This window comes from Thiolapillus sp., from assembly GCF_048562965.1.
Lineage (GTDB): Bacteria > Pseudomonadota > Gammaproteobacteria > Chromatiales > Chromatiaceae > Thiolapillus > Thiolapillus brandeum_A.
This window is the reverse complement of the sequence record NZ_JBHNMF010000020.1, coordinates 1-19,811: the sequence shown is the minus strand read 5'-3', so window position 1 is coordinate 19,811 and position 19,811 is coordinate 1. Positions and strand designations below refer to the sequence as shown.

The window sequence follows — 19,811 nt, the reverse complement described above, 5'->3', positions numbered from 1 at the left end:
TTAATTATGGTCTGTTTTTTGATTCCGGTGATTGACGCCGGTCAGCCACGTTTGAACAAACGTGCTTTTTCACGCTGCCAGTCCCTGTCCTTCGACACGGCACGTTTGTCGTGCTGTTTCTTTCCCTTGGCCAGGCCGATCTCCAGCTTGGCGCGGCCGCGTTTCCAGTACATGGCCGTAGGCACCAGGGTGTAGCCCTTGCGTTCCACCTGGCCGCGCAGCATGTCGATCTCCCTGCGGTGCAGTAGCAGCTTGCGGGTACGGGTGGGGTCAGGGTTGATATGGGTGGAGGCGGTGGGCAGGGGCGTGATGTGCGCGCCGAACAGCCAGATCTCGTCATCCTTGATCAGGACGTAGCTCTCCTTGAGATTCACACGATTTTCCCGCAAACTCTTTACTTCCCAGCCTTCGAGGGCAATGCCTGCCTCGAAGCGCTGCTCGATAAAGAATTCATGTCCGGCGGCTTTGTTCAGGGTAATGGTATTGCCCTTGCTGCCCTTGTTTTTCGTCTTTTTGGCCATCGGTTGATTGTAACCCGTGGCAGGCCGGCATGAGAACCGAATTGCGGGAGTAAAAGGGGTTGTGAACAGAAAAATTTTTCATGCAGCGGTGCTGCTGATGACGGTAGCTGCATTCGGCAATGTACTGGCGGGGCAGGAGGCAGCAGCGGCGGGCACGCTGAACGATGCACTCGGCGTGCTCAACGGCTGGCTGGCGACAGTACTGTTTTTCGATGTGTTTCCCGGGGAAGGGGAGTTTCCCTTTATCGTCGCCTGGCTGGTAGCCGGTGCGGTGTTCCTGACGGTGAAGATGGGCTTCATCAATTTCCGTCTGCTGGGGCATTCCATCGCCATCGTGCGGGGGAAATACAGCCGTCCCGACGACGTGGGTGAGGTAACGCCCTTCCAGGCGCTGACCGCGGCCCTGTCCGCCACGGTGGGGCTGGGCAATATTGCGGGTGTCGCCATCGCCATCGGTATCGGCGGTCCCGGTGCAACTTTCTGGATGATCATTGCCGGGCTCCTGGGTATGAGCACCAAGTTCACCGAGGCCAGCCTGGCGCAGATGTATCGCGAAATCCGTCCCGATGGACACGTCATGGGCGGCGCCATGGAATATCTGTCGCGGGGGTTTGCCGGTCTGGGCTGGAAAGGTTTTGGCAAGGGGCTGGCGATCCTGTTTTCCATCCTGACCATCGGAGCTTCTCTTGGGGGAGGCAATGCCTTCCAGGTGAGTCAGTCTCTCACTGCGGTCAAGCAGCAGATTCCCTATTTGGCTGAAGAACCCTGGATTTTTGGAGTGGTCATGGCGTTCCTGGTCGGTGTTGTCATCATCGGTGGTATCCGCAGAATCGCCCACGTTGCCGAGGCCATCGTGCCGACCATGGTGGGCATCTACTTGCTGGCGGCGGGGTGGATTGTATTTTCCAATGCGGACCGCGTGCCGGAAGTCTTTGCACTGATTTTCTCCAGTGCTTTCAGCATGGAAGCGGGTATGGGGGCTTTCGTGGGAATCATGGCTCAGGGATTCAAGCGGGCGGCGTTCTCCAGCGAAGCAGGCATCGGCTCGGCAGCCATCGCCCACTCCACGGCGCGTACGCCTTATCCCACCCGCCAGGGCATCGTGGCGCTGATGGAGCCTTTCATCGATACTGTGGTGATCTGCACCATGACGGCCCTGGTAATCATCATCACGGGCGTGTATGACGCCAACGGTCAGCATGCCGAACTTATTGCCAACAATCAGGGTGCGGCGCTGACCGCCATGGCTTTCGGCAGCGTCATCAGCTGGTTTCCTATCGTACTGTCCATATCGGTGGTGCTGTTTGCCTATTCGACCATGATTTCCTGGTCCTATTATGGAGAGCGCTGCTGGACCTACATGTTCGGAGAACGCTTTTCCATGCTTTACCGGATGCTGTTCGTGCTGGTGGTGGTGGCCGGTTCCATAGGCAGCGCCTCGGCGGTGCTGGATTTCAGCGACCTGCTGCTGCTCTCCATGGCGTTTCCCAACATGTTCGCTCTCTATGCCCTGAGTGGTCAGGTCAAGCGCAAGCTGTCGGCATATCTGGAAAAGCTGCACAGCGGTGAACTCGACCGTGAAGTGGGGCGCGGCTGATGGCGGTAGTAGAGAAATCGGCGCTGGTCCCGGTGTCAGCAGAAGCGCTGTTCGAGATCGTGAATGACGTGGACAGTTACCCTGAATTCCTGCCCTGGTGCAAGGATGCGCGGTTGCTCTCTCGCAATGAAGAAGAGCTGTGCGGCGAGATTGTCGTGTCCAAGGCCGGGGTAACCCGGGCCTTTTCCACCTGCAACCGGCTTTTCCCGTATGAGCGTATCGAGATCAACCTGAAAGAGGGGCCTTTTCGCAAACTGCACGGCGCCTGGGAATTCACCGAGCTGCGGAAAGATGCCTGCAAGGTGGCGCTGACCCTGGAATTCGAGTTTTCCAGTGGCCTGATGGACAAGGCTTTTGGTATTGTATTTGCCCAGATCGCCAATTCCCTGGTGGATGCGTTTTGCAAACGGGCCAATGAGCTGGCCAAAGGAGCACCCAAATGATTCAGGTAGAAGTCGCTTATGCCCTGCCGAACGAGCAGATTGTCCATGTAGTGGAAGGAGAGCCTGGCCTGACCGTGGAGCAGGCCATTCGCCAGTCCGGTATTCTGGAGGCCCATCCTGAAATAGACCTGGGCAGCAATAAGGTGGGTGTGTTCGGCAAGGCCGCCAAGCTCGACGCTGTGCTCTATCCCGGCGACCGGGTGGAGATTTACCGGCCGCTGATCGCAGATCCCAAGGAAGCGCGCAAGAAGCGGGCGAGCAAGGGCAAGCCTCTGCGCAAGGGTGGCGGCAAGAAGCCGGAGAAGTAATTTGCCGAATATCTTGACGAAAGTGGCAAAAAAAACTATTATCGCGGCGCATGAGAGGGCAGGGCAGCCCTGACACGGTTGTTTGCCGGACGGCACGACAGTAGGAAATTCGAAGACAGAGTTTTTCCTGGGACCCCGTTTACGGGGTTTTTTGTTATGGGTAGATCAGGAATGGGCCTCGTGCCCATTTTTTTATTTGGGTGATATGCAAAAAGCATCAGCGAAACTGCAGGAAATCGTACGCAACGTGGTTGAACCCATGGGGTACGAACTCGTGGGTGTGGAATATCTCACCGGCTACCAGGGCGGCAACCTGCTGCGTATCTATATAGATAAAGAGAATGGAATCGACGTCGATGACTGTGCTGCGGTAAGCCACCAGCTCAGTGGCGTGCTAGACGTGGAAGACCCCCTGCCAGGGCAATACAGCCTGGAGGTGTCATCCCCCGGGCTGGACCGGCCTTTGTTCGACAGCGCTGATTTCGAGCGCTTCGTCGGGCGCAAGGTGAATGTCAGGCTCGATGCGTCCATTGGCGGACGGCGTAAATACAAAGGCCAGTTGCTGGGCGTCGAAGATGACCAAATCCTGGTAGAGGTGGACGGTGAGGTCTATCCTTTGTTCATGGATCAGATTCAGGAGGCGCGTCTTGTTCCGGAATTCTGACAGGATGTTGAGCAAGCCCTCTCAGGGGCTTTTTCAACCCGGGAGCAGAAATATACAATCTTCTGCTTCATTTATTTTCAGTGACATGATGTCCCTGGAGATGGCGGCACATCCCTGTGCTGCACACAGGCCGTCGAAAAACGGCGTTTTTCAACAACCTGCTGCTAAATTATTGAGGGTATCGCGATGACCAAAGAGATCCTGTTCGTCGTAGACGCGGTTTCTAACGAAAAAGAAGTCGACAAGGATATTATTTTTGAAGCCATTGAGGCCGCGCTGGCCTCCGCCACACGCAAGAAGCACGATGGAGATATCGAAGTGCGCGTAGTGATCGACCGCGAAACCGGTGATTACGATACCTTCCGTCGCTGGCTGGTAGTGGATGACAGCGAGACACCGGTGCTGGAGAATCCCAAATCGGAGATCACGCTCAGCGCCGCACGCGCTGAGAATCCCGATATTCAGCCCGGTGACTATGTCGAAGAGCCGATGGAATCCATCGAGTTCGGCCGTATTGCAGCACAGACCGCCAAGCAGGTCATCGTGCAGAAAGTACGGGAAGCCGAGCGCGCCAAGGTGGTGGAAGCCTACGAAGACAAGGTCGGCCAGCTGGTTACCGGCGTGGTCAAGCGACTGGATCGTGGTGCAATCATCATGGACCTGGGCAGCAATGCCGAGGCCATCATTCCGCGCAGCGAAGTCATTCCCAAGGAGCCGGTACGCATCGGTGACCGATTGCGTGGGTTTCTGAAGGAAATCCGTACCGATGTGCGGGGTCCCCAGCTGTTTGTGTCGCGCACTGTGCCTGAACTGCTCATCGAGCTGTTCAAACTGGAGGTGCCGGAAGTGGGTGACGGCCTGATCGAAATTCTGGGTGCCGCCCGTGATCCCGGCCGTCGCGCCAAGATCGCCGTGCGTACCAACGATCCGCGCATCGACCCCGTAGGCGCCTGCGTGGGTATGCGGGGTTCACGGGTGCAGGCTGTTTCCAATGAGCTGGCGGGTGAACGCGTGGATATCATCCTCTGGGACGAGAATCCTGCGCAGTTCATCATCAACGCCATGTCGCCTGCGGAAGTGGCCTCCATCGTCGTGGATGAAGATGCCCATTCCATGGACATCTCCGTGAAGGAAGAAAACCTGTCCCAGGCTATCGGCAGCGGCGGCCAGAACATCCGCCTTGCCAGCCAGCTCACAGGCTGGACACTCAATGTCATGAGCGAGGACGAACTGGCGGAAAAAGCCGATGCAGAGGCTCAGCAGTACGTCAAAGGCTTTATGGAAGAGCTGGATGTGGACGAGGAAGTGGCGGTCATTCTTGCGCAGGAAGGCTTTACCACGATCGAAGAAATCGCCTATGTTCCTGAAGAGGAACTGCTGGCTATCGAGGAATTCGATGCAGATATTGTGGAAGAGCTGCGAAACCGCGCCAGTGACGCATTGCTGACCCGGGCGATTGCCCAGGAAGAATCCCTGTCCGATGCCAAGCCGGCGGAAGACCTGCTGGGTATGGACGGTATGAACGAAGACCTAGCTCTGCAACTGGCTTCCATTGGTGTAAGCACCATGGAAGACCTTGCGGAGCTGGCAGTCGATGAACTGATGGAAATTGAAGGCATGGATGAAAAGCGCGCCGGTGAACTGATCATGACAGCACGGGCGCCCTGGTTTGAAGAAGCCGAAAACGAAACAGAATCCGAGCCCAAGGGGTAAGGGGGTATTGGCATGAGCGATATTACAGTCAGCCAGTTGGCCGCCGATGTAGGCGTACCGGTGGATCGTCTCCTGGAGCAGTTTGCCCAGGCAGGTTTGAACAAGAGCAGCGCCGATGATCCGGTGACAGCGAAGGAAAAGCTGGAGCTGCTGAATTTTCTGCGCGCCAGTCATGGCAAGGGAGGGAAAAGTCCGGCCAAAACCGGCAAGGTCACCCTCAAGCGCAAGACGACAACCGAACTCAAACAGCCGGCATCAGCCGGTCGTACACCTGCGGCGCGGGCGGCCCGTACCGCCAAGACCGTGAATGTGGAAGTCAAGCGCAAGCGCACCTACGCAAAAGCGCCGGCAGCCGAAACGGATCAGGAACGCCTGCTGAAGGAAGCGGAAGAGGCGAAAAAGGCCTTGGCCGAACAGGCTGAACAGCGCCGTCTTGCCGAAGAGCAGGAACTGGCGCGACGCAAGGCGCAGGAAGCCCTGTTGCAGGCAGAGAAAGATGAACGCAAGCGCCAGGAAGAGGCGCGTACCCGGGCCGAGGATGAAGAACGCGCCAAGGCGGAAGCGGAAAAACAGCAGCGGGAGCGGGATATCGAACTTGCCCGCCGTGCGCAGGAACAGCGCAAGACCCAGCAGGAGGCCAGGGAGCGCAAGGAAAAGGCCCAGCGGCGTGCGGAAGCCGGTAAACCCGGTCGCGGCCGTAAAGAGTTGCACGTGGCAGCCGGCAAGAGCGGACGGCGCAAGCCGGCGCGCAAGAGCCGGGGTCGCGATGCTGCACAGGCAGACATGGATCATGGCTTCCAGAAACCGACGGCACCCGTGGTGCGTGAAGTCAAGGTGCCCGAGAACATCAGCGTCGGCGAACTCGCCCAGCAGATGTCGGTAAAAGCCGCAGAAGTCATCAAGGAACTGATGAAAATGGGCATGATGGTTACGATCAACCAGGTGCTGGACCAGGATACAGCCGCACTGGTGGTGGAGGAGATGGGTCACAAGGTCATCTTCCACAAGGAAGAAGACGTGGAAGACAAACTGATCGCTTCCATTGCCCATGAACCCGAAGGTGAGCCCGTGCCGCGTGCGCCGGTGGTCACCATCATGGGACATGTCGATCACGGCAAGACCTCCCTGCTGGACTATATCCGCAAGTCGAAGGTGGCCGACAGTGAGGCTGGTGGTATTACCCAGCATATTGGCGCTTATCGTGTGGAAACAGGTCACGGCACCGTTACCTTCCTGGATACGCCGGGACACGCGGCTTTTTCCGCCATGCGCGCCCGGGGTGCCCAGGCAACGGATATCATCATTCTGGTAGTGGCTGCCGATGACGGCGTCATGCCCCAGACCAAGGAAGCGGTGCAGCATGCCAAGGCGGCAGGCGTACCCATGATCGTTGCTGTGAACAAGATCGACCGTCCCGAAGCACAGCCTGACAAGGTGATGCAGGAACTGGTGGCGGAAGAAGTCGTGCCCGAAGACTGGGGTGGTGATACCCAGTTCGTCAAGGTTTCCGCCAAGACAGGTGAAGGGGTTGACCAGTTGCTGGACGCCATCCTGCTGCAGGCAGAAATTCTTGAATTCAAGGCGCCGGTTACCGGCTATGCCCGGGGTATCGTGGTGGAATCCAGTCTCGACAAGGGACGTGGCCCGGTTGCAACCGTGCTGGTGCAGTCAGGCACCCTGAAACAGGGTGATGGCGTGGTGGCCGGCGTCGAATACGGCCGTGTACGGGCCATGTTCAATGAAAACGGCAAGATGGTGAAAGAAGCCGGGCCTTCCACACCTGTCGAGGTGCTGGGTTTGTCCGGTGTGCCCCAGGCTGGAGACAGCATGGCTGCCCTGCCGGACGAAAAGAAAGCACGGGAAGTGGCGGAAATGCGCCGCGAGCAGCAGCGTGATTCGCGCCTGGCAGAACAGAAAGCCGCCAAACTCAATGAGATGTTCACCCGTATGGGTGAGGGCGAAGTTTCTTATGTGAATCTCATCATCAAGGCAGATGTACAGGGTTCCGTCGAGGCGCTGAAAGAGTCGCTGCAGAAGATTCATACTGACGAGGCCCGGGTCAAGATCGTGGCCGCCGGTGTAGGCGGTATCAACGAGTCAGACGCCAACCTGGCGCTTACTTCTGGCGCGGCCATCATCGGCTTCAATGTGCGGGCAGATGCCGCAGCACGCAAGGTGATCGAGGAAAGCAACCTGGATCTGCGTTATTACAGCATCATCTATGAAGTTATCGATGATGTGAAACAGGCTGTAGCCGGCCTGTTGTCACCCGAAATCCGCGAAGAGATCATCGGCCTGGCCGAAGTACGGGACGTGTTCCGTTCCTCCAAGCTCGGTGCCATCGCAGGCTGCATGGTGGTGGAAGGCGTGGTCAAGCGCAACAGCCCCATACGCGTGTTGCGCGACAACGTGGTCATCTACGAGGGTGAGCTGGAATCCCTGCGTCGTCACAAGGATGATGTCATGGAAGTGAAGGCCGGCACCGAGTGTGGTATCGGCGTGAAGAACTACAATGACGTCAAGCCCGGTGATCAGATCGAAGTGTTCTCCCGGACAGAAGTTCAGCGCGAGCTGTAACGGCAGGGAATCATGAGGGAATTCAACCGCGGCGACCGGATTGGTGCGCAGATGCACCGGGAGCTGGCATTGCTGCTGCGCGATGCCGCCAAGGATCCGCGCCTGTTCGAAGTTACCATACAGGAAGTGCGCGTCACCCGTGATCTCTCCCATGCCAAGATTTATTTCACGGTTCTGGACAAGGACGAGGCGGATTATTTCGTCAAGGTACTGGGGCATGCCGCCAGTTTCCTGCGCCGCCGCCTGGGACAGATCATGAAGACACGTACCGTGCCCGAGCTGAAATTCATCTACGATAGTTCCATCGAAGAAGGCAAGCGGCTGTCGGATCTGATCGAAAAGGCCGTGTCATCGGATACCAGGGAAGAAGATGGGTAGACGCCGCCGACCCCGGGGCAGGAATGTTACAGGGATACTGCTGCTGGACAAACCCCTGGGTGTTACCTCCAATGCCGCCCTGCAGGAAGTAAAGCATCTGTTCAAGGTGCAGAAAGCGGGACACACCGGCAGTCTCGATCCCCTGGCCACCGGGCTGCTGCCCCTGTGTTTCGGCAACGCCACCAAGATTTCCGCCTTCCTGCTGGATGCGGACAAACGATACCGGGTGCGGGTCAGGCTGGGTGAGACCACATCTACCGGCGACGCCGAAGGAGAGATCATCGAATCTCATCCTGCCAACCACATTACCCGGGATCAGGTACAGGACGTACTTGCTGATTTCACCGGTGAGATTTCACAGCTGCCGCCCATGTATTCCGCCGTGAAGCACAACGGTCAGCGTTTGTACAAGCTGGCCCGTCAGGGTATCGAAGTCGAACGCGAGGCGCGCAACATTACCATCTACGATCTGCAGCTGCTGGATTTCGACACGCCGGAGTTCGATTTGCTGGTGCATTGTTCCAAAGGGACTTATGTACGTACCCTGGCTGAAGACATCGGCAAGTCCCTGGGAGTGGGCGCACATGTGGTGGCGCTGCGGCGCACGCTGGTCGGTCCTTTCGATGAGGAGGGCATGGTGAGCATGGAAACCCTGCAACAGGTGTCGGAAGAAAAGGGATTGCACGGTCTCGACCAGCTTTTGCTGCCCATGGATAAGGGATTGAATCACTGGCCTGCAGTGTATCTGGGCGCAGACAGCAGTTTTTACATCAAGCAGGGACAGCCGGTGCAGGTGCCAAAGGCGCCCACCGAAGGTTATGTGCGCATCTATGGCGCCGATGAGCATTTTATAGGTGTCGGTGAAATCGATGACGATGGGCGGGTCGCTCCGCGTCGTTTATTGGCGAATTCCAACTGAATGTAGGATAATCGCCTTCTTCCGGAATCCTATCCGGGTTTTTTTAATCGCCAGTTCCGCCTGAACTCATTGTCGGACGGAACGTTGTATGTCGCAGGCGACTGTTTATTTTGGAGAACAATTATGTCAATGAGTGCAGAGATCAAGAAGCAAATCGTGGAAGAGTATGGCAAGAGTGCAACCGATACCGGTTCCACCGAAGTTCAGGTGGCACTGCTGACCTGGCGCATCAACGACCTGACGCCCCACTTCAAGGAGCACAACAAGGATCATCATTCCCGCCAGGGTCTGATCCGCATGGTCAACTCCCGCCGCAAACTGCTGGACTATCTCAAAGGCAAGGATGTAGAGCGCTATCGTGATCTGATCAAACGTCTCGGCCTGCGTCGTTAATTTCAGCGTCGCAATTTCACAAACGAAGGAATATCCAAGTGACTGCAATCAAGAAAGAGTTTCAGTTCGGCGACCACAAAGTGACGCTGGAAACCGGAGAAGTGGCCCGTCAGGCTGACGGCGCGGTAATCATCAACATGGACGACACTGTGGTGCTGTGCACCGTGGTGGGGTCCAAGCATGCCATGGAAGGACGCGATTTCTTCCCCCTGACGGTCGACTACCAGGAAAAGACTTACGCGGCGGGCAAGATTCCCGGTGGTTTCTTCCGCCGTGAAGGTCGTCCTTCCGAGAAGGAAATCCTGGTTGCGCGCCTCATCGACCGTCCCATCCGTCCGCTGTTCCCCAAGGGGTACACAAACGAGACTCAGGTGATCTGTACGGTCATCTCCCTCAACCCCTATGTCGATCCCGAGATTCCTTCTCTGATAGGCACCTCGGCTGCCCTGGCTATTTCGGGTCTGCCGTTTCAGGGGCCTATCGGTGCGGCGTGCGTCGGTTACAAGGACGGGCAGTATCTGCTCAATCCTCCCAGCACCGGCCTGAGTGAAATCACCGATCTGGATCTGGTGGTTGCCGGTACAGATGAAGCCGTTCTGATGGTGGAATCCGAAGCACGGGAGCTGTCCGAGGAAGTCATGCTGGGCGCCGTACTGTTCGGCCACGAACAGATGCAGGTCGCCATCGGAGCCATCAAGGAACTTGCCGCTGAAGTGGGTAAGGAAATCATCGAGTTCACGGTTCCGGAAGAAGATGCTGAGCTGGTGCAGAAGGTTGCAGAAGTGGCCGGTGCCGGCATTGGTGAAGCCTATTCCACTACCGACAAGATGGAGCGCTACGCCAAGCTGGATGCCGTCAAGGCTGCTGCCATCGAAGCCCTGTGTGCCGGAGACGAGCCACAGTGGAGTGAAGACCAGGTCGCCGCAGCACTGGACAAGCTCAAGAAGAAAACCGTGCGCAGCCGCATCCTGGCGGGTGAGCCGCGCATCGACGGCCGGGACACCAAGACCGTGCGCAACATCAGCATCAAGACGGGTGTCCTGCCGCGTACTCACGGCTCTGCACTGTTCACCCGTGGTGAGACGCAGGCGCTGGTCATCACGACCCTGGGCACCGAGCGTGACGCGCAGATCGTGGACGCACTGGATCGTTCCTATCGCGAGCCGTTCATGTTGCACTATAACTTCCCTCCTTTCTGCGTGGGTGAGACCGGCCGTGTGGGCAGTCCCAAGCGCCGCGAGATCGGTCATGGCCGCCTCGCCAAGCGGGGCGTGCTGTCCGTGATGCCAACACTGGAAGAATTTCCGTATTCCGTGCGTGTCGTTTCCGAGATCACAGAATCCAACGGTTCATCCTCCATGGCCTCTGTGTGCGGCACCAGCCTGTCGCTGATGGATGCCGGCGTGCCCATCAAGGCGCCGGTGGCCGGCGTGGCCATGGGCCTCATCAAGGAAAACGACGACTTTGCTGTGCTCACCGATATCCTCGGCGACGAGGATCATCTGGGTGATATGGACTTCAAGGTTGCCGGTACCGAAAATGGCATCAACGCGCTGCAGATGGACATCAAGATTCAGGGCATAACCCGCGAGATCATGGATATCGCCCTGACCCAGGCCAAAGACGGCCGTATGTATATCCTGGAAGAGATGAACAAGGCTATCAACGCGCCTCGTCAGGAGATGTCCGAGCATGCGCCGCGTATCATCTCTTTCCGTATTCATCCGGACAAGATCCGTGACGTCATCGGTAAGGGAGGCGCCACTATCCGCTCCATTACCGAAGAAACCGGGGCGACCGTCGATCTCGACGACAGCGGCCTGGTGAAGATCTTCTCTGTGGACAAGGCGGCGGGTGAGAAAGCGCGCAAGCGTGTCGAACTGATCACCGCCGATGTGGAAGTGGGTACGGTCTATGAAGGCAAGGTTGCCAAGCTCATGGATTTCGGTGCTTTCGTTACCATCCTGCCTGGCAAGGACGGCTTGGTGCATATTTCCCAGATCAGCGAAGAGCGGGTCGAGAAGGTAAGCGACAAGCTGTCTGAAGGCGATATCATCAAGGTGAAAGTACTGGAAGTGGACAAGCAGGGCCGTATACGGCTGAGCATGAAGGCTGTGGGCGAGGATGAGTAGAACCCCGGGCTACAACAGCTGAGAGACGGGGCTTCGGCCCCGTTTTTTTATGTACAGGCACTGGCAACTGCATCCTGCGTTGCCAGCATTCCCTACATCCCTGTAGGTCATGTACGGGCAGATTGTGTTCCTCGGCTCTGGCTCCTGCTTCGCTCTACCTCCTCCATCCATGGAGTGGTGCATTTTCTGCACTCCACTCAACAAATGTCATGGGTGTTCAGCTGGTACCCGTAGTTCTTGTAAAACCGGTAGTGGTCCCGGCAGACATTGATCTTTTCCTGATCCACGCATTCGGCCACGCGTTCGAATCGGCTGAAATATTCGGGAATGCTGGCGCACAGGTTGATCAGTGCGTCGTGTTCGTCTCCGGCCTCTGCGGGGTTGGTCAGCAATACCGGGTTCAATGCCGGATCGGCCTTTCCGAGAATGCCGTGGGGAATGAAGCTCTGGTCACGATGGACCCAGAGCAGGCGATCCATGTGTCGCAGATCCTCCTCGGATTCTGTGGCGATGAGCACCCGGTATCCGGATGACCAGGCCTTTTCGGTCAGACGGGCAGCCAGGGTATAACGGTTTCCCCGGCCGCCCGCTTGCAGGATATAGAAATCGACCTGTGTCATTCAGCCAGCTTGCAGCGCTTGAGCAGCAATTGTGTTAGCAGGGGAACGGGGCGGCCCGTAGCGCCTTTTTCGTGACCGCCTTTCCAGGCTGTGCCGGCGATATCCAGGTGTGCCCATTTGTACTTCTTCGTGAACTCGCCGAGGAAGCAGGCGGCAGTAATGGTGCCCGCGCCCTTGCCGCCGATATTGGCCATGTCTGCAAAGTTGCTATCCAGCTGTTTGCGGTAATCGTCGTTCATGGGCAGGCGCCAGGCGGGATCATGGATGTCATCGCCTGCCTTCAGCAATTCGTCTGCGAGCTTGTCGTCATTCCCCAAAAGTCCGGTGGTGTGATGGCCGAGGGCGACAACACAGGCGCCGGTAAGGGTGGCGATGTCTATGACAGCAGCGGGCCTGAAGCGCTCGGCATAGGTCAGGGCGTCGCAGAGGATCAGGCGTCCTTCCGCATCGGTGTTGAGGATTTCGATGGTGAGTCCCGCCATGCTGGTAACGATGTCACCCGGCTTGTTGGCTTCGCCGTCGGGGAGGTTTTCAGAGGAAGGAACGATGCCGATCACGTTGATGGGCAGGTCCAGATCGACGCAGGCCTGCAGCGTTCCGAATACGCTAGCGCCACCGCACATGTCGTATTTCATCTCATCCATGCCGGCTGAAGGTTTGATGGAAATGCCGCCGGCGTCGAAAGTGAGACCTTTTCCAACCAGTACCACGGGACGGCTGTTTTCCTTGCCGCCACTGTATTCCAGGACAATCAGCTTGGCAGGTTCACGGCTGCCGCGGGAAACGGAGAGCAGGGCACCCATGCCCAGGCGCTGCATCTGCTTTTCTGTCAGGGCGGTAGCCTTTAGTTTGGTGGATTTGCGTCCCAGCCGCTTTGCCGTATCGGCAAGATAGCTGGGAGTGCAGATGTTGCCGGGCAGATTGGCAAGATCCTTTGCCAGGTTCATGCCTGCGGCGATGGCTGTACCGTGTTTCAGGGCTTTTTTCAGCGTGTTGAGCTGCTTGCGCTCCTTCACCACCAGCGTCAGCTTTCCCAGTGGTTTCTTGGGGCGGTTCTTCTTGCTCTTGCACTGGTCGAACAGGTAGAGCTGCTCCTCTGAACTGATTGCTATGTCTCTTCCAGTGGCATACAGCATGTCGGCTGATTCTTCCGGCACCATCAGTGCGCAGTCTCTGACGGCATTCTTGTTGAGCAGGGCAATGGCATCGCCCATGGCGGAGGCCAGTTTTTTTGCATCGAAAGATTTCTGTTCACCCAGATCCATCAGCAACACCCTTTCCGCCTTCAAACCGGGCACACCGTAAAGCAGCAGTGACTGGGCAGCCTTGCCTCCGAGGTCGCCTTTTTTCAGTGTGGCCTGAATATGCTTCTTTGGGGTGGCAGGTAGCCTGTCGATGCTGGAGCCGTGTTGCTTCCCGTCAAACACACCGAGAATCAGACATTGTGTGGTGAGGATTTCGGGAGATGCGATTTTTGTCAGATAGTGCATGGGGATTCCATTATTGTTGTGAATATTCAGGGTGAATTCTACCCTCAATTCATCGGCTTCGCATGAACAGTAAAAGCCGCATATGAAATTTTCACAGCCTGGTGCTGTTCCGGGACCGGCCTGTTGGTGGCGGGCAGATTCAGTGCAAATTTATCCGCTTGCCCTGAACACCCGGTCAGTGGATTCGGGTAGAATCCGGGACTGACATGACTCACCAAGAGTGCCCCGGTTGTTTTCCATAATTGACAGAATGCTCATCAAAGAGGTGTTGAAGACCTTGGTTGTGATCATGAGCGTACTGTTGCTGCTGATACTCGCCAACGCCATGGTCCGTTTGCTGGGGCAGGTGGCGGCGGGCGCGATCAGCATGAAAGTCATGGGCGTGCTGGTGGCGCTGAATATGATCAAGGTAAGCGGTTTCATACTGCCGCCGGCGTTTTTCTTTTCGGTGCTGTGGGTGCTGGGACGCATGTACCGGGACAGCGAGATCGTGGCTTTCAGTTCGGCCGGTGTCGGGCTGTTGCGCCTGTATCGTCCTTTTCTGCTGGCGGCATTGCCACTGGCGCTGCTGGTTGGGGTGCTGGTGCTGGAGGCATTTCCAAAGTCACTGGCCTATGCCGATGTGCTGCAGTCGCAGGAAAAGAAGCAGTTCAGAATCGGTGGCCTGAAGCCGGGTGCATTCAACGAATTCAACAGGGGGCGCTTCATGATTTATGTGGGGCGTGAGGAGAAAAGCGGTGACACATTGCAGGATGTTTTTGTCCGTTACGTACAGGACGGCAAACCTGGCATCGTTGTCGCCAGCCGGGCCAGACTGGCTCACCTGGATGAACCGCCGGGCAGGTTCCTGCTGCTGGAGGATGGCCGCCGCTATGAGGGCGTGCCGGGAAAGACCGAGTTTTCCGTCGCAGGTTTTCAGCGTTATGGCATCCGGCTGCCAGATGTTGTGGCCGAAAGGGTGAATATGTCGAGAGCATCCTTGCCCACTTCACTGCTGCTGGGCAGCGATGACATCAAGCTCAGGGCGGAGCTTCAGGAACGTCTGGCTGCGCCCCTGTCGGTGTTTGCCCTGATGCTGTTGAGCGTTCCCCTGGCGAAGTCCCTGCCACGCCAGGGCGTCTATGCCCGCCTGGTCATGGCGGTGGTCATCTATGCCATCTACATGAACCTGATCCAGCTCGGCGAGAAATGGATGTACAACGGCGTTACGCCAGAATGGATGGGTGTATGGTGGGTGCCGGGCACAACCGCGCTGCTGGCGTTCCTTCTCATCCGGCTGGATGCAGTGGCTTATTCGTCCCTGTGGCGGCGTTGGAAAGGACGGCGGTTGTGAAACTCATTGACCGTTATATTGGCGTGACCGTGATCAAGGCCATCCTGGTCACCCTGCTGGCCCTGACCGTGCTGTCCTTTGTCCTGGTGCTGGTGGAAGAGATCGAGGACATCGGGCAGGGGGACTACAGCAGTTGGGACGCCATGATCGTGGCGGCCTGTTCCATTCCCCGCTATGTCTTCGAAGCCTTTCCCGTATCGGCACTGATTGGTGCACTGCTGGGGCTGGGGGGCATGGCGGCTTCCGGAGAGCTGGTGGCCATGCGTGCCGCAGGCATGTCTTCACGTCAGATACTGTTTGCCGTTGTCAAAGTCGGTGTGTTGCTGATGTTGCTGGTCGTAGCGGTAGGTGATGGTCTGGGACCGCTGACGGAGCAGTACGGCAACCAGCTGAAGTTGGAAAAACAGAAACAGCAGATCACCTTCAGTTCGCGCAACGGTTTCTGGGCCAAGGACGGAAACACCATCGTCAACATCAATCAGGTCTCTATCGCGGGTGAACTGAAGGACGTGAAGATCTACGAATTCACCGAAGATCATCAGTTGCAGGCCATTACACTGGCCGCGACCGGCAGATACAAAAAAGACCGCTGGGTGCTGGGTGATGTCCGCCGCAGTGAACTGGCAGAGAAGGAAATCCTGATCCAGCGCCAGCCCTGGCGTGCCTGGGACTCCATGGTCGATCCATCAGTACTCAGTGTGGCATTGCTCGACCCGCTGATGTTGCCGATCTGGCATCTGTGGGAGCAGATTCAGAACCTCAAGGTCCGGGGGCAGAGCGCCACCTACTATGAAGTCACTTTCTGGGGGAAGATCGCCGTGCCTTTGACGACGATCGCCATGCTCATCCTGGCCGTGCCCCTGGTCATGTCGGGCGGGCGCACCACGACGGCGGGGCAGCGTGTTTTTTCCGGCGCCATGCTGGGTGCTCTTCTGTATCTTTTCAGTCGCGGTTTTTCCTTTTTGGTACTGGCCCTGAATCTGCCATCGGTAACGGTGATGCTGTTTCCCCTGGTGGTTATCCTGTTGCTCGTGCTTTGGCTGAACCGCTTTGCGATGAGATGAAATTCTCCTTTGATGCAGGGACATTGTTTCAGCGTTTTATGGGATAATTGAAAATTACATGTCTTACTACCAAAAATGACGAACATGCGTATTGGAATACCCAAAGAAACGCGGGCGGGAGAGACCCGGGTGGCGATCACGCCGGATATCGCCAAGAAGCTCCTGGGCAAGGGGTTTGTGTTGCAGATGGAAAAAGACGCAGGCCTGGCTGCGGGCTTCAAGAATGAAGACTACGCAGCGGCAGGTGTGGAACTGGTGGACAGGGCGGCGGCATTGGCGGCAGACATCGTTACCAAGGTGCGCAAGCCGGACAACGATGAAATCGCTGCGATGCAGGAAGGCGCGCTGTTCATCGGCCATATCGAAACCTGCGAGGATGACGGTACTCTGAGTGCCATGTTCGCCCGGAACATCCGCCCACTGGCGATGGAACGCATTCCGCGTATCTCCCGCGCCCAGTCCATGGATGCCTTGTCCTCTCAGAGCAATATCGCCGGTTACCGGGCGGTTATTGAAGCGGCCGCGCGCTATGGCCGCTTCTTTCCCCTGATGATGACTTCGGCCGGGTCGGCCAAACCCGCCCGTGTGGTCATTCTCGGTGTGGGTGTTGCGGGGCTGCAGGCCATTGCCACAGCCCGCCGGCTGGGGGGCGATGTCTATGCCTACGACCTGCGTCCCGAAACCCGGGAACAGATTGAATCTCTCGGCGCCAAGCCCATCGATCTCGATATCGGTGAGGAAGGCTCGGGTGAGGGAGGTTATGCCAAGGAGCTCTCCGATGAAGCCAAGGCACGGCAGCAGGAATTGCTGGCCGATGAACTGGCCAAGGCGCATGTCATTGTTACCACCGCGCTGATCCCCTGCCGGCCGGCGCCCGTGCTGGTGACCGAAGACGTGGTAAAGCGTATGCGCGAAGGCTCCGTGATCGTGGATCTGGCGGCGGCCAATGGCGGCAACTGTCCCCTGACCGAGCCCGACAAGGTCGTCAGGAAGCACGGTGTCATTCTGGTAGGACATACGAACTATCCCGCCATGATGGCCGGGGATGCCAGTTCTTTCTACGCCCACAATATCGCCAACCTGCTTTCCATCATGGTCGAGGAAAGTGACGATGGCCTGATTTTCAAAGATTTTGCTGAAGACGAGATCACGGCTGCTGCCCTGATTACTCCGGAAAGCTGAGGAATAGAAAAATGCCAGATACCCTAGTCGCCCTGTATGTTTTCGTACTGGCCTGTTTTATCGGTTATTTCGTCATCTGGGGTGTGACCCCCGCGTTGCATACGCCGCTGGTGGCGCTCACCAATGCCATATCCGGCATTGTTATCGTCGGTGCACTGCTGGTTACAGGTGCCGAATCTGCCGGAACTGCTGCAGAAATCATCGGGTTCTTTGCCGTGCTGCTGGCCTCCATCAATGTGTTTGGCGGTTTTCTGGTCACCAATCGCATGTTGGCGATGTTCAAGAAAAAAGATAAGAAATAAGGGATAGGATCATGGAGATTTCTGCAAATACCCAGGCGCTGGCCTATCTTTTTTCGGCCATCCTGTTCATTCTCGGTCTCAAGGGCCTCACGCATCCGGCTTCCGCCCGTAAGGGTAACTACTACGGCATGGCGGGTATGGTCATCGCCATCGGCGCAACGCTGCTTGGCAGCGAAGTGCAATCCTACGGTTTTATTGTCGCCGGCGTGGTGGCTGGCGCCGTTATCGGCTCGGTGCTGGCTGCCCGGGTACAGATGACTGCCATGCCCCAGCTGGTGGCCGCGCTGCACAGTTTCGTGGGTATGGCGGCGGTGCTGGTAGCGCTGGGAACCTACATGAACAAGGCGCAGGCAGGGTTGCTGAATCCCGTTCTTATGGGTGAGTTGTCTGCGGGTATCGTGATTGGTGCGATCACCTTTTCCGGTTCCGTCATTGCTTTTGGCAAACTGCAGGGACTGATATCCGGAGCGCCGGTGATTTTCAGAGGTCAGCATATGCTCAATGCCGTTCTCGGCGTGCTGACCGTGGGTCTGGCGGTGTACTTCGGCATGACGGAAAGCGTATGGGCACTGGTACTCATGACTTTGCTGGCCTTTGTATTGGGCTTTACCCTGATCATTCCCATCGGTGGGGCAGACATGCCGGTGATCATTTCCATGCTCAACAGCTATTCCGGCTGGGCGGCCGCAGCAACGGGTTTCACCCTGGGCAACAATCTGCTTATCATCGTCGGTGCCCTGGTGGGTTTCTCCGGCGCTATCCTGTCCTTTATCATGTGCCGCGCCATGAATCGCTCCATTGTCAATGTGGTGTTTGGTGGTTTCGGCGGTGACAGTGAAGGTGGACCCAGTGCCGTAGCTCAGGCGGCAGAAAAAGGCGTCAAGGCGGCTTCCGTGGAGGATGCCATCTACTGGATGGAGGATGCCAACCGGGTAATCATCGTTCCCGGCTACGGCATGGCTGTTGCCCAGGCCCAGCACGCACTGAAGGAACTGCTGGAACTGCTGGAAGAGCGTGGTGTGGAGGTCAAGTTTGCCATTCATCCTGTGGCGGGACGCATGCCCGGCCATATGAACGTACTGCTGGCCGAGGCGGATATTCCCTATGATCATGTGCTGGAAATGGACGAGATCAATCCGGAGTTCGCCACCACGGATGTGGCGCTGGTTGTGGGTGCGAACGACGTGACCAATCCTGCGGCCAAGACCGATCCTTCCAGTCCGATTTACGGCATGCCGATTCTGGATGTGGCCAAGGCGCACAATATTTATGTCATCAAGCGCTCCATGCGCCCCGGTTATTCCGGCGTGGAGAATCTGCTGTACTACCAGGACAACTGTTCCCTGATCTTTGGTGACGCAAAGGATGTTTGCGAGGGCCTGGTAACAGCGCTGAAGGGTGGCGGGCACTGATCCTGGAAATCCACTCCTGTTGCTAAAAAAAGCCGGTCATTTGACCGGCTTTTTTATTCCGGACCAAGTGAATGTAAGTTACGAACAGGGATGTGGAAGCGGCGTTATGAAACTGGCTGCATGGACTTTTAAGCTCTTTGGTCTTGCGGTGGCGGATTCTGCAGGGGTTTGACTGCAGTGGGGAGATAGGTCGACGCCTTGAGATTTGTCAAATTTTGGTATCTTTTTGTTGATGCGTATCAAGTATTTTTGTTTATCCCCTGTATAAGATGTGTTTATCTCAATACGAGATTGCTGATAGCCGCAAAACAAAAATCAGGCTGCAGATGTGTTTTAGAAAGGAGGATGTACCATGACGACTATTGCCGATCTTCACCGGCGCCGGCGGGAAATTGTTGAGACCGCCTCGGTTATCGATAATCTGATGACGCCGGAACAGCTATCTGTCCATGCTATCGCAAAGGTTACCCACATTCTGTTGTGTGACCTGTGTGAAATGGTGACCAATCACCTGGCGGACTCCCACAAGGAACTTTACCCGGGGCTTCTGACGCATTCGGAACCATCGGTAAAGAATATGGCTTGGGGGCTTATAAACAACGACAAACTGCTCAAGCCGGAGTTTTCACAATACAAGCGCAAGTGGCTGAAAGACCAAGCGTGTCTTCGGCCTCGTGATAGATTTTGGGACATCCCAGTCCCCAAAATCGACTCGGCCTTTGACAACCTATTTGTGCCCCAGCCGTCCTGGTCACCAAGCACT

The 19,811-nt window shown here is 56.9% G+C and carries 20 protein-coding genes; 17 read left to right on the top strand and 3 right to left on the bottom strand.

The window, feature by feature from the left end:
• Nucleotides 1-41: 41 nt before the first annotated feature.
• On the bottom strand, nucleotides 42-521 hold the full coding sequence (smpB, locus tag ACOCD2_RS02565; RefSeq protein WP_293644169.1) for an SsrA-binding protein SmpB: 480 nt from the start codon (nucleotides 519-521) through the stop codon (nucleotides 42-44).
• Nucleotides 522-582: 61 nt separating this feature from the next.
• Between smpB and ACOCD2_RS02560 the strand changes: the two genes are divergently transcribed.
• The 10 genes from ACOCD2_RS02560 to pnp all read left to right on the top strand — a co-directional run bounded on the left by ACOCD2_RS02560 (nucleotide 583) and on the right by pnp (nucleotide 11,645).
• Complete coding sequence (locus ACOCD2_RS02560) at nucleotides 583-2,118, top strand: alanine/glycine:cation symporter family protein (RefSeq protein ID WP_308214409.1); 1,536 nt, start codon at nucleotides 583-585, stop codon at nucleotides 2,116-2,118.
• Nucleotides 2,118-2,561 (top strand): type II toxin-antitoxin system RatA family toxin, encoded by a 444-nt coding sequence (locus tag ACOCD2_RS02555; RefSeq protein ID WP_293644171.1) that lies wholly within the window; start codon nucleotides 2,118-2,120, stop codon nucleotides 2,559-2,561. The genes ACOCD2_RS02560 and ACOCD2_RS02555 overlap by 1 nt, the downstream gene beginning before the upstream one ends.
• Entirely contained in the window at nucleotides 2,558-2,869 is a 312-nt protein-coding gene (locus tag ACOCD2_RS02550; RefSeq protein WP_293644173.1) for an RnfH family protein, read from the top strand. The genes ACOCD2_RS02555 and ACOCD2_RS02550 overlap by 4 nt, the downstream gene beginning before the upstream one ends.
• A 205-nt stretch (nucleotides 2,870-3,074) precedes the next feature.
• Nucleotides 3,075-3,533 carry a ribosome maturation factor RimP gene (gene rimP / locus ACOCD2_RS02545; protein WP_293644175.1) on the top strand — a complete coding sequence of 153 codons (459 nt, stop codon included), beginning with the start codon at nucleotides 3,075-3,077 and terminating at the stop codon, nucleotides 3,531-3,533.
• Between the two features lie 186 nt (nucleotides 3,534-3,719).
• The gene (gene nusA / locus ACOCD2_RS02540; protein ID WP_293644177.1) at nucleotides 3,720-5,246 is read left to right on the top strand and encodes a transcription termination factor NusA; all 1,527 of its coding nucleotides are present in this window, start codon (nucleotides 3,720-3,722) and stop codon (nucleotides 5,244-5,246) included.
• A 12-nt stretch (nucleotides 5,247-5,258) separates the two neighbouring features.
• Nucleotides 5,259-7,823: a translation initiation factor IF-2 gene (gene infB / locus ACOCD2_RS02535; RefSeq protein ID WP_293644179.1), complete on the top strand. Its 2,565-nt coding sequence runs from the start codon at nucleotides 5,259-5,261 to the stop codon at nucleotides 7,821-7,823.
• 12 nt (nucleotides 7,824-7,835) lie between these two features.
• Nucleotides 7,836-8,201 carry a 30S ribosome-binding factor RbfA gene (gene rbfA / locus ACOCD2_RS02530; protein ID WP_305800137.1) on the top strand — a complete coding sequence of 122 codons (366 nt, stop codon included), beginning with the start codon at nucleotides 7,836-7,838 and terminating at the stop codon, nucleotides 8,199-8,201.
• Nucleotides 8,194-9,120, top strand: coding sequence for a tRNA pseudouridine(55) synthase TruB (gene truB / locus ACOCD2_RS02525; RefSeq protein ID WP_293644181.1), 927 nt, complete (start codon nucleotides 8,194-8,196; stop codon nucleotides 9,118-9,120). Before rbfA ends, truB begins: the two co-directional genes overlap by 8 nt.
• A gap of 123 nt (nucleotides 9,121-9,243) precedes the next feature.
• The gene (rpsO, locus tag ACOCD2_RS02520) at nucleotides 9,244-9,513 is read left to right on the top strand and encodes a 30S ribosomal protein S15 (RefSeq protein WP_293644183.1); all 270 of its coding nucleotides are present in this window, start codon (nucleotides 9,244-9,246) and stop codon (nucleotides 9,511-9,513) included.
• A 38-nt stretch (nucleotides 9,514-9,551) separates the two neighbouring features.
• A complete protein-coding gene (gene pnp, locus ACOCD2_RS02515; protein ID WP_293644185.1) occupies nucleotides 9,552-11,645 on the top strand; it encodes a polyribonucleotide nucleotidyltransferase in 2,094 nt (697 codons plus the stop codon).
• A 197-nt stretch (nucleotides 11,646-11,842) separates the two neighbouring features.
• Here the strand turns inward: pnp and ACOCD2_RS02510 are convergent, their stop codons facing one another.
• Both ACOCD2_RS02510 and ACOCD2_RS02505 read right to left on the bottom strand, forming a co-directional pair.
• Nucleotides 11,843-12,265 carry a DNA polymerase III subunit chi gene (locus ACOCD2_RS02510; protein ID WP_293644187.1) on the bottom strand — a complete coding sequence of 141 codons (423 nt, stop codon included), beginning with the start codon at nucleotides 12,263-12,265 and terminating at the stop codon, nucleotides 11,843-11,845.
• Nucleotides 12,262-13,755, bottom strand: coding sequence for a leucyl aminopeptidase (locus tag ACOCD2_RS02505; protein ID WP_293644189.1), 1,494 nt, complete (start codon nucleotides 13,753-13,755; stop codon nucleotides 12,262-12,264). Before ACOCD2_RS02505 ends, ACOCD2_RS02510 begins: the two co-directional genes overlap by 4 nt.
• Before the next feature lie 229 nt (nucleotides 13,756-13,984).
• Here ACOCD2_RS02505 and lptF point away from each other — a divergent pair, with 229 nt between their 5' ends.
• From lptF to ACOCD2_RS02470, 7 genes are all read left to right on the top strand, one after another.
• Complete coding sequence (gene lptF, locus ACOCD2_RS02500; RefSeq protein WP_293679552.1) at nucleotides 13,985-15,088, top strand: LPS export ABC transporter permease LptF; 1,104 nt, start codon at nucleotides 13,985-13,987, stop codon at nucleotides 15,086-15,088.
• Nucleotides 15,085-16,152 carry an LPS export ABC transporter permease LptG gene (lptG, locus tag ACOCD2_RS02495; protein ID WP_293644191.1) on the top strand — a complete coding sequence of 356 codons (1,068 nt, stop codon included), beginning with the start codon at nucleotides 15,085-15,087 and terminating at the stop codon, nucleotides 16,150-16,152. The genes lptF and lptG overlap by 4 nt, the downstream gene beginning before the upstream one ends.
• Before the next feature lie 84 nt (nucleotides 16,153-16,236).
• Nucleotides 16,237-17,334, top strand: a complete 1,098-nt coding sequence (locus ACOCD2_RS02490) for a Re/Si-specific NAD(P)(+) transhydrogenase subunit alpha (RefSeq protein WP_293644193.1) — start codon at nucleotides 16,237-16,239, stop codon at nucleotides 17,332-17,334.
• 11 nt (nucleotides 17,335-17,345) lie between these two features.
• A complete protein-coding gene (locus ACOCD2_RS02485) occupies nucleotides 17,346-17,636 on the top strand; it encodes a proton-translocating transhydrogenase family protein (protein ID WP_293644195.1) in 291 nt (96 codons plus the stop codon).
• Between the two features lie 11 nt (nucleotides 17,637-17,647).
• Entirely contained in the window at nucleotides 17,648-19,048 is a 1,401-nt protein-coding gene (locus ACOCD2_RS02480; protein WP_293644197.1) for an NAD(P)(+) transhydrogenase (Re/Si-specific) subunit beta, read from the top strand.
• Complete coding sequence (locus ACOCD2_RS02475; RefSeq protein ID WP_294058785.1) at nucleotides 19,035-19,220, top strand: hypothetical protein; 186 nt, start codon at nucleotides 19,035-19,037, stop codon at nucleotides 19,218-19,220. Before ACOCD2_RS02480 ends, ACOCD2_RS02475 begins: the two co-directional genes overlap by 14 nt.
• Nucleotides 19,221-19,400: 180 nt before the next feature.
• Nucleotides 19,401-19,811, top strand: a 411-nt coding sequence (locus ACOCD2_RS02470; RefSeq protein ID WP_293652354.1) for a hypothetical protein, incomplete at its 3' end; no start/stop codon positions are given.